The organism is Psychrobacter sp. M17(2026) (assembly GCF_055699815.1).
The window spans coordinates 1,194,070-1,204,695 of record NZ_CM146741.1 but is presented as its reverse complement, the minus strand read 5'-3'; the positions used below and the strand labels follow the sequence as shown (position 1 = coordinate 1,204,695).

Sequence of the window (10,626 nt, the reverse complement as noted above, 5' to 3'; positions counted from 1 at the left end):
ATATTTGGTCTAATGCTTAGCTCTATGAATACAGCTAACAATACTATTTCGGTATCATCATTTTATGAAACCTTACATAGTCTGACTATTGACTAATATGAGCATGGATCTACTCCCTTAGTAGTAGTGCTCGATGTTCGCTATCCGCTTGAATCTGATAAAAAATTAAATAAAAAAAGGCTACTCAGATAAGTAGCCAAACCGAACAATCATTTTGGATTTATTTTTTAGATTTAAAACCTCTTAACAAGGGATTTCAGCATTACCGCGGCTGTAATACCACCAAGTTAAAACGATACAAACGATATAGAAAATAATCAAAGCAATGAAAGTACCAGATACTCCTAGACCTGAACCAAACATCTTCGGTACAAAGAAAGCACCATAAGCTGCGATAGCTGCGGTAAAGCCAACAACTGCAGCAGACTCCTTACGTATTTCAATAAACAAGGCTTCTGTGCCTACTCTACTAGGGTGTAGACGCTCTAAAAAGGTTTTGAAAATAACAGGGATCATAGTAAAGGTTGAGCCGTTACCGATACCTGTAGTAATAAATAGCACCATAAAGCAGATAAAATAACCGACAAAGCTGCCTTGACTGGTCTCACTAGGTAAAAAGTACATCACCCCAATGACAGCAATAACCATCACTATGTAGTTCCAAAAGGTTACTCGTGCGCCACCTATTTTATCCGATACCCAGCCGCCTAATGGACGAAATATGGCGCCGACAAATGGTCCTAAAAAGGCGTATTTAAGGGGGTTTATTTCAGGAAAAGAGCCTTTTATCAGCATTGGAAAAGCGGCAGAAAAGCCAATAAATGAGCCGAAAGTTGCCATATAAAGAATACACATTATCCAGTTATGCTTACGGGTAAAGATAACCGATTGATCTTTAAACGATGCTTTGGCAGATGAGATATCATTCATCATAAACCAAGCCGCTATTGAGACAACAACGATAAAAGGTATCCAAATAAAGCCTGCATTTTGTAAGTACAGCTCTTTGCCAGCTGCCGTGACTTGCGGCGCGCCGCCCAAAGCACCAAAAACACCTAGCCCAATAACGACAGGGATAGCGAACTGCATGACTGAGACGCCAAGATTACCTAAGCCTGCATTTAGACCTAGCGCCGTGCCTTGCTCAGATTTGGGATAAAAGAACGAGATATTAGACATAGAAGAGGAGAAGTTCGCGCCACCAAAACCACACAACAGCGCAATAATAGCAAAGGTTATGAATGGTGTATTTGGATCTTGAACCGCAAAGCCCATCCATAATGCTGGAATAAGCAAGGATGCGGTTGAAATTGCGGTCCAGCGTCTACCCCCAAAGATGGGCACCATGAAAGAGTAAAATATACGTAGTGTTGCCCCCGTCAGTCCTGGCAGCGCTGCTAGCCAAAACAGCTGACCATCATCAAAACTAAAGCCAATCTCAGGTAAGTTTACGATGACCGCGCTCCATACCATCCAAACCGCGAAGGCAAGTAACAGGGCAGGTATCGATATCCATAAGTTACGCGTAGCTACTTTTTTACCACCATTTTCCCAAAATTCTTGCACCTCAGGACGCCAGTCAGTAATTAGTTTACCGCCTTTTGTATAGTGTTTATTACTCATGCTCTTCCTCGCTTATCACTGCTTATATAAGTCGCTAGATATCATCAAGTAGTAGAAAACAGACTCTGAACCTCTGCGATATCGTCCACCACCTTTGCTTATCCGCCCTATTTTTATCTTATTTTTGATCAGTACGGTTAAATCAGTACAGTTAAAAAGTCATTTATGAATAAAACCTTATATCTCACCTTACTCTGAGTGTTGTTTTATTAGTATTCATACATGGTGGTATACTGGCACCCTAAAGGAGTAGTCCTTAGTAGGTTTAAGGCGCTATCCTTCTCAATCTGTAGGGTAAAAGTTAAAAGGGTAAGAAGTTGAATAAGCAATGAGTGATTATTGTTTGGCTTTTTTATCCCCTAAATTCGTTATAGTATTTGATAAGTGAAGTGTTATTCATGATCAGAAAATTTTTACGTCATTCTTTACCTATTCAAGCATGGGCGAGCGCCTGTGCTATTGCTCTCTTATGCTTGGTATCAGCGCTCGGCGGCGGTATGCTGGCATGGATATCAGAGACCGATGCTCAAGCCATTAATACAGCAGGATCAGTACGGATGGCCGCTTATCGAATTAATTTTCAATTGGCGACTGATTTTGTTGATGTTAATCCTACTGGTAGTGCTAGCACTGATATAGAAAGCTCTTCGCAGGTAAATGACTCTACTAGCCAGCAGACAGCTAATACCTTGACTGATAGCAAAACGGCTCATGTGCTTGGAGATGATGCAAAAATAGTGATTCTCATCACAGATATGGAAGCTAGGCTGGGAAAGTTAGATACTTATTTAATAGAAAGTAAGCGTAAGCATAAGCTCATTGATCAAGGTTTTGACAGCATTGAAAAGCAGTGGTTACAGCAGCTAAAGCCTGCATTGCTATTACAAGATAAAGGAGCTTTTTATACCGCCTCATTACCTTATGTTGATGATGTGGATGCGTTAGTGAGTGAATTGCAGTATAGGAATGAGCAGCGGCAAAACTGGCAGCAATTGCTCCAGCTTGTCTCGCTAGTGCTGACTATACTTATTATGATGGTCGGTCTGTATAAGCTTCGACGCAACGTGCTGATGCCAGTGGAGCAGCTTATTAACGCTAATACAGCATTTGAACAAGGCAAATATGATACGAGAGTAGCTATATCAGGCTATAGCGAATTTAATGCCTTGGGGGCATCTTTTAATAAGATGGCTGCAACGATTGATACGTGCCAGCTCTCCCTTGAAAACGAGATAAGCATAAAGACCCAGCATTTAATCAAAGCTAACCAAGCATTGACCTTACTTTATGATTTCGCCCAACATTTAACCACCAGCCAGTTAAGCTTGCATAAACTTGACAGCTTAATTACTGACTTTGGCGAGATACTGCCGCACCTAGAGCTCACCTTGTGCCTACAAAATGATGTACTTAATCATAAAGACTCTATAGCCTTGCACAGTGATAATATGCAAGAGCTGTGCGCCAAACTCACTTGTGATAATTGTAGTATCAAAAACAATGAGCATACTAAATCTTATCTTATCGCCCATCAAAAGGCTAAATTTGGTGAGTTAAGAGTGCGGCCTAAGTCTATGCTACCGACTACCCCGCCACAATCACAATCGCCTGATCTATCAACATCTAGCGCTGCCAATATGGGTGAAAAAACTTTTCAAAGATCACCGAAAGCCTCCAATCGTATTCCGATTATTGATGAAAATAGCCCATATTTTCGCTTTGAAAATGATGAGCTCATTACTACGCTCACCAGCCTAATCAGTACCGCGCTATCACTACGTAAACAAAGACAGCAGGAGTATCAGCTGGTGCTGTTTGAAGAGCGTACGACTATTGCAAGAGAGCTGCACGACTCTTTGGCGCAGTCCTTGTCCTATCTTAAGATACAGATTAGCGTGTTAGAAAAACACCTGAAAAAAGCCTTCACCCAACAAGAGATAGCAGCTGAAAAAAATGTTTGGGCGCATATTGAGCACATAAAAACAGGGCTAAAATCTGCTTATCAGGAGCTAAGAGACTTATTGGTGACCTTTCGTCTGACTATTGATAACGATAACTTTGATGAAGCCTTGCACGAATCGGCTAGCGAATTTGCCTTAAAAGGTGGCTTTGATGTGACCGTGAATAATAACGTCATGACGCTCAATCTAACCGCCGCTGAACAGGTGGATCTTATTCAAATCGCCAGAGAAGCCTTATCAAATATAAGCCGTCATGCTCATGCCAACAATGTAGAGATTGATTTTGGCCACAATGATGAAAACACTCATATCGTTATGGCGATTATAGATGATGGGGTTGGTATCGCAGGCGAGGTTGATCAATCCCTACATCATGGCCTGATGATTATGGAAGAGCGCGCGCACAGTTTGGGCGGCATCTTGATCGTGACTGATAATGAGCCAAAAGGCACGATTATAGCGGTCAAGTTCGCCCCTGACTTTTTTAACCGCTATTAGTTTATATAGTGGTTAACTTTGAAAACTCTTTTTTTTACTTTATGGGACTGTTATGAGTACTGTTGTTTATACCGCGACCTCGCCAGCTAAACTATTACTGGTTGATGACCATCCTATGTTACGCCGAGGCATGTCAGATTTACTCAGTCTTGAGGGCGATGTCAAGGTGGTGGGCGAAGCAAGCGATGGCAAGCAAGCCTTAGACTTTCTACAAAACAATGCGGTTGACTTAGTTATCCTTGATCACAATATGCCCGTATTGACTGGTATTGAAACTTTAAAGGAAATCAAAGCTCGACATATTAAGGTAAAGACGCTGTTGTTTACGGTCTCTGATAGCGGTAATGATGTGCAAGAAGCATTAAAATTAGGGGTCGATGGTTACCTATTAAAAGATATGGAGCCTGACTTAATCATTGATGATATCAGGAAGATACTGCGCGGAGAGCTAGTTATTAGCCCTAATCTTGCATCGATATTAGCACAGACACTACGTACCCCAAGTGCTAGTGACATTGCGGGCAACCTGACAATAAGAGAGCTTGAGGTCATTCAAATGATCGCCGAAGGTCTCAGTAATAAAATGATCGCTAATAAACTAGATATCGCAGAGTCAACAGTAAAAGTACATGTGAAGCACATTCTTAATAAGACGGGCTTGCGTACTCGTGTAGATGCTGCGGTATGGACCGTGAATAACTTGTCTAAATAACTCTTGATCAAAACTGATACATATAAAAACCAGCTAATTATAAATTGGCTGGTTTTTATATGTATAGGAAAAATAAAATTAGCCGTTATATTCTTTAGCAATCTGACGATCGACCGATGACATTTGATACTCATCACCAAAGGCATCTGCAGGCTCTTTTAACCAAAAGAAGCAAAGTACCCAAGCAATAAAGGCACCGATTGCGATAATAAAGAAAAACTGATTAGGCTCAACTAAGGTAAATACGAATAAGTAGAATACCGCGCCCACGTTACCATAAGCGCCCGCTAATCCTGATATCTGACCTGTGAGACGACGCTTGATAGATGGAATAACGCCAAAGGTTGCGCCTTCTGCCCCTTGGACAAACACTGAACAAAAAATGGTGAATATTACTGCAATAAATAATGGCCACTCTGCATTTAATAAGCCCATCAGCCCAAAGCCAATCCCTATACCAAACATATATACCAGCATAACTAGGCGACGGTTGCCTATTTTATCGGAGATGTAGCCGCCGAGTGGTCGCGCCCATAAGTTCACAAAGGCAAAGGTTGAGGCGACAAGACCCGCTACTGTTGGATCAAGCGTCCAAGTTGCCGCAAAGAACATCGGCAGCATAGAGACCACCGCTAACTCTGCCCCAAAGTTAGCAAAGTAGGTGACATTGAGAGCCGCAACAGAGGTAAAAGGATATTTATCATCTTCAGGAATACCCGCTTTGATAATAGGCACATTCACGCTAATCGCTTTGTAGATCTGATAGATCACCATTAAGGCAATAACGCCATAGCATACCCATGCACCCGTATCACTTAAAAACCCCATACCTTGCGTGCGATAGACCAGTAATGACAGCACACCATATAACGGAATAATAAATAAGCAATAAAGCAGCAGATCCGCCCAAGTAGAGACTTCTAGGGCGCCCGCCTTACGTGATTTTTGATGCGTATTGACGTCTGGCCCATCGGTAATCAAAAACCAATAAGCAACGCCGTATGCTGCCATGAGCACGCCCGACAAGGCAACCGCCCAGCGCCACCCATCATCGCCGCCAAAGAACTGTAGCGCCACTGTCGGAATGGTAATCGCTGCTGCTGCCGAGCCAAAGTTGCCCCAACCAGCATAAAACCCTTCAGCAAAGCCAATGTCTTTAGGCTTAAACCAAAGCGCGGTCATATGAATACCGACGACAAAGCCCGCTCCAACGATAGACATAAACAATCGTGCTACGAATAGCTGCATCGCTGAGGTGCCAAAAGCGAAGAACCAAGTCGGTATCGCCATGACGACCATCAAAATTGAAAAGACGCGTCTAGGGCCAAAGCGATCAAGCGCCATACCAACGATGACGCGACCCGGAATAGTCAACGCGACGTTGGCAATCAAGAATAGCTTGATGTGGTCGGGCGTCAAGTAGCTTTCCGTTTGCAGCATAGATGTTGCAAGCGGCGCCATATTGAACCAGACATAAAAGGTAAGAAAAAAAGCGATCCACGTATAATGAAGCGCTCTTATATCGCGACGTTCCATCTCCAGCAGCTCTTTTGCATGCATAGCACACGCCCTCCTTATTGATTAAAATATGGAGGTAATGTACCAACAAATACTGACGTTAACTATTGAGCAAAAGCGGTATAAAATACATACCAAGTACTACTTAAGAGGGATGAGGGTAGAGCCAAAATAGGCCTTGGATAGCGAGTGTAATTTATAAGAATAAAGCATATGAAACATGATTTAAGACAGCAATTGCTGAAGCTCTTTATTATTGAGAGTAATATCGGCAAGAGTATAGTCATCCATTACCTTGATAAAGGCTTGTGTGGCTTCATAAAACACACCTTTTAGCTGGCAAGAAGGATTGATAGTACATAGGGTCTTAGACGGACTATCCGCCAAGTCAATCTTCTCCTTGTCCGCACTTGCCTTTGCGCTTTCCTCTTTGCCTTTCTCTTCGATTAGTGCCTGCCGACTGCTATTACTGTCCACACTATTATCTGCGTTTTCGGCTACAACATCACCTTGCAAGAACTTGTTTCCAAAGCAAGGAACAATGGCAAAGTCCGGCTCAGTATGACGCAAGATCTGACCTAAATTAATGTCTTTGGCGGCCATAGCCAGTCGAATACCACCATTCTTACCACGTACACTATCTATATAACCAAGCTGCGCGAGTTGATGCACGATTTTAGTCAAGTGGCTTTTGGATATCTGATAGCTATCCGCAATGTCAGATATCGTTGCCAAAGTTTCAGAAGTTGGCATCACTGCCAAATACATCAAGATTCGTAGCGCATAATCACTATAATTAGTTAGACGCATAGTATTAGCCCATTTTTAAGGTTTATTTATAATTTTCATAACTCTAAACGTATTATATTCTTAAAGCCTATACAAATCTTTATAAGCTCAGTATCTATCCCTTTTAAATTAACCAAATAACTTATCAGGACGCGCCCTAGATAACATCGGAATATAAGTCATACAGAATAAAGCAAAGCAGAGTATCCATGAAGTCTGCGCTATCATTAGCCAAACGATATAGTAGTCCATCGTGATAAGCGGCATAAGCACTCGAAAGATAAAGACGCCAATCATTAATACAAACATCACTGACACCGCCTTCGATGGCTGATGAATACTGCGACCCGTATGCCCTAAAGAGACGCGCGACATCATTGCCAAAGTCATCATGCCAACGCCTGATAGCGCTAAAGCATGCAGCGCTATACTATGGCTAAAGTTCAACCAAGGCTGCAGCGCAAATAAAATAAAGCTGCTGCACATGCCTACAAAAGCTAGATACAATGACCATAACAACGGTTTTTGCCAGATACCATGATGATACCAGCCCAGCAAACGAATGCCATTAACCAAGGCTACACTCAGTGCACTGATGGTGATTAAGTATTTATTGGGATAAAAAATATCAGCAAGCATAAACACTAAAAAGGTCACCAGACTTAGGATATCAAGGACTTTACTGTTTTTGACTTTGACTTGTTCGGTACTCGTCGCGCTGATACCACGCTCGATAAAGAACGGCACGACTCGGCGACCAATAGTGAGCACTAGCGCGATAATGATATATAAACCAAGATAAATACCGACTCGCACATAGCTCATGTCACCACTATAAATACCCCAATAGCATAGACCATTACCGATCGTTAATAGTACTAGCTTGGAGATAATACCCATCTGTTTATATTGCTTGACCGCCATTACCGCTTTGGCGATGACCCAAGCCATCGATACCATAAAAGCCAAGTCCCCTACTGCCGCCAGTGCGAACCAAAGATTGGCGCTACTCACGCCTATTCCCACTAGCCCCCAGCTTATCCGAGCGACTGCCCAGCATGAGAAAATGCCCAGCAGCCGATAGCCATAGGGCATCATGACCCCTGTCCAAGTCTTAACTGCCGTCAATAAAAATCCTGCAATCACTGCTATGGTATAGCCATATAACATCTCATGCCCGTGCCAATACAGCGGGTTGATAGCAGTGACATCGATATCCGTCTTACCCATAAACACCAATGCCCAGAGCAGCATGGTTAACACTGCAAATAGCCCTGCGGCACTAAAAAATATACGAAAGGCAAGGTTTAAAATAGGATGGGGTGACGTTGGACGGCTCGTCGGCAACTGGATGTGCAGCATGTTGAGCACCTTATAGCAGGGCAAATCGGAAGATGGTATTACTAAACACTAGCAAAAGACACTTTGGATAAAACTATTTTTAAAGCATTATTTTGAAGACACTGCTTTAAAATAATCAATAAAGATATATTTAAAATGAATGTTTATTATAATACATAATGTCTGCTAGAGATAGTCTAAGTCGAGCGATGCTATAGAAATGGTTATTAGGCACTTTATGGTTAAAATAATTTAAAATCGTGACATTATTACTTTTATTCAATTATATATATTATTGCAAATACCAAAATACCCGCGAGATGCGGGTATTTTTATAACTTGAGTTATTACTACTCTTCTGGCTTATCGAACAGCTTTTCAATCGGCTTACTATGGATAGTTGAGCTGTTAAACAGTGACTTGCCCTCAGTCTCGCCTTCTGTCCAAAAGTTGATATTGAACTGCGCGTCATCACTGAGCTCTACACGATGCCAGTATTCTGGTGGACTAACCGCAAATTGTCCTGCCTCAATCACGATAGTTTGTTCAGGATCAGTTGCCGCCTCATTGGCAAAGCCGTAAAAAGTAACCACCCCTTGCATGACGCAAATTTGGCCAAAGACACCTTTAGCGGTATTATGATGAGTCAGCAGAGCTTTAGGGACTTTATCTTTAGTGAAAAAATGCGTAGAACGTTTTATTTTCCAGTGACTTGGAATAACTTGACGATTCATAGTGACTCCTTACTGATTACATTTTATTTTGATTACTCTATTTAATAACTAACAGCTTTATAGTTAACGCAGCTCATCTAAATGCTTAATGTCATCTGGACTAGCTTTATAAATAGCGTCAAGCTCAGACTCTGTCAGATACTTTTCGGTAACGGGGAACAGCTCGCGCTCCTCAAAACGGACATGATCATATAATAAGCCTGCCAGCGCTCTAACCTGTTCGACGCTAGGCAAGCTCGATGCTGTTTTTAAAGAAGCTTTCATATCGGCGGTAAGCTCACGCAGCTCTTTATGCTGCTCCTCCAGTTTACCAAGCACAGCGGCGACCTCGGGTTCTTCCTTGCGATAAGGCTGCAAGCCCTCAACAATTAAGTCATCTTCGAGTCTAAAGTGATCCTGCATATCACCCATATAAGACGATAGCGCTTGCCAGTGTTCAGCGATCTGCTCTGGATTATCAGCGCACTCTTTGCCATGACGCCCGATATTTAAGCCAAGATGATGCTGTCGCGATAGAGGCTGTAACTGTTTGGCACGTTTCATAAATAAGCTCCCAAAGTTATTAATGTTATTAATGTTATTGGCATTATAGTCACTGAATAAAACACTATAGCGCCAGTCTACTCCTATTATTCATAAATACGAATGATAATTATTTAAAATTATGAATATAGTGCGATGATATAAAAAAATCCTACCAATGAAGGTAAGTCTTTTGAACGCCTTTAAGTCTCAACTCATTCACTTGCCTCATTAATCCTGTAGCTTTTGCCAAGCACTCATACCGCCTAGATAGATATCAATATTACCAAAGCCTCTGAACTTATCATAATCAATAATATATTGATATACCGCCACATCCTAAGTCTAAGCTAATATTCATAGCGTATGCTACTTGTATTCCCTAACCAAATAATGCGGAGTACATACTATGAGCCTGCCTTTATTAAGACCCTTGTTATTAACAGTCGGTGCTACCTCGTTGGTATTTTTTGGCGGTGTCATTGCCTTGGCAATCCAGTCGTCTGAATCTATTGATCTCTTATCAGAGCCGACGTTATCAGCACCTAGCCTTGTTGATCAAAATACTAATGTATCTTCTATTGCTGCGCTGACTTCTGCGCAAGCGATAGCATTGGCCAAGCAAGACATGCCTAGTGCGCAACTACAAGCGACGCCTGAGCTTATCAACTATAACGGTACAGTTGCTTATGAGGTGCTATTGGATAGCGGCACGGCTTACATTGATGCCAATCTAGGAGTTGTCCTTAATCCAGTGGCTACCGATAACTATCGTGCTGATGACTTTGATGATGACTATGAAGATGGTCATAATGATGATTATGAAGATGGTCATAATGATGATTATGAAGACGATGAGTACTATAAAAACAATGAACGTTTAATCACAAAGAGTTACGAGCAGTATGACAATGATAAGGATAGCTAA

Annotated in this window: 9 protein-coding genes; 3 read left to right on the top strand and 6 right to left on the bottom strand. The window is 41.9% G+C overall.

Annotation, left to right across the window (positions count from 1 at the left end; translation table 11 throughout):
- Positions 1-243: 243 nt before the first annotated feature.
- Complete coding sequence (locus ACR63T_RS05070; protein WP_472784969.1) at positions 244-1,623, bottom strand: NarK family nitrate/nitrite MFS transporter; 1,380 nt, start codon at positions 1,621-1,623, stop codon at positions 244-246.
- Between the two features lie 398 nt (positions 1,624-2,021).
- On the opposite strand from ACR63T_RS05070, the gene ACR63T_RS05065 reads away from it, so the two are divergent.
- Together ACR63T_RS05065 and ACR63T_RS05060 are read left to right on the top strand one after the other, a co-directional pair.
- Entirely contained in the window at positions 2,022-4,082 is a 2,061-nt protein-coding gene (locus ACR63T_RS05065) for a histidine kinase (RefSeq protein ID WP_472784968.1), read from the top strand.
- Between the two features lie 52 nt (positions 4,083-4,134).
- A complete protein-coding gene (locus tag ACR63T_RS05060; protein WP_472784967.1) occupies positions 4,135-4,794 on the top strand; it encodes a response regulator in 660 nt (219 codons plus the stop codon).
- A gap of 78 nt (positions 4,795-4,872) precedes the next feature.
- On the opposite strand, the gene ACR63T_RS05055 is transcribed toward ACR63T_RS05060, so the two are convergent.
- The 5 genes from ACR63T_RS05055 to ACR63T_RS05035 all read right to left on the bottom strand — a co-directional run bounded on the left by ACR63T_RS05055 (position 4,873) and on the right by ACR63T_RS05035 (position 9,719).
- Positions 4,873-6,354 (bottom strand): MFS transporter, encoded by a 1,482-nt coding sequence (locus tag ACR63T_RS05055; protein ID WP_472784966.1) that lies wholly within the window; start codon positions 6,352-6,354, stop codon positions 4,873-4,875.
- 183 nt (positions 6,355-6,537) lie between these two features.
- Positions 6,538-7,122 carry an Rrf2 family transcriptional regulator gene (locus tag ACR63T_RS05050; protein WP_472784965.1) on the bottom strand — a complete coding sequence of 195 codons (585 nt, stop codon included), beginning with the start codon at positions 7,120-7,122 and terminating at the stop codon, positions 6,538-6,540.
- A gap of 108 nt (positions 7,123-7,230) precedes the next feature.
- Positions 7,231-8,463, bottom strand: a complete 1,233-nt coding sequence (locus tag ACR63T_RS05045) for an NnrS family protein (protein WP_472784964.1) — start codon at positions 8,461-8,463, stop codon at positions 7,231-7,233.
- Between the two features lie 329 nt (positions 8,464-8,792).
- Positions 8,793-9,176 carry a TehB family protein gene (locus tag ACR63T_RS05040; protein ID WP_472784963.1) on the bottom strand — a complete coding sequence of 128 codons (384 nt, stop codon included), beginning with the start codon at positions 9,174-9,176 and terminating at the stop codon, positions 8,793-8,795.
- Between the two features lie 63 nt (positions 9,177-9,239).
- The gene (locus ACR63T_RS05035) at positions 9,240-9,719 is read right to left on the bottom strand and encodes a hemerythrin domain-containing protein (protein ID WP_472784962.1); all 480 of its coding nucleotides are present in this window, start codon (positions 9,717-9,719) and stop codon (positions 9,240-9,242) included.
- A 388-nt stretch (positions 9,720-10,107) separates the two neighbouring features.
- On the opposite strand from ACR63T_RS05035, the gene ACR63T_RS05030 reads away from it, so the two are divergent.
- Positions 10,108-10,626: a PepSY domain-containing protein gene (locus tag ACR63T_RS05030; protein WP_472784961.1), complete on the top strand. Its 519-nt coding sequence runs from the start codon at positions 10,108-10,110 to the stop codon at positions 10,624-10,626.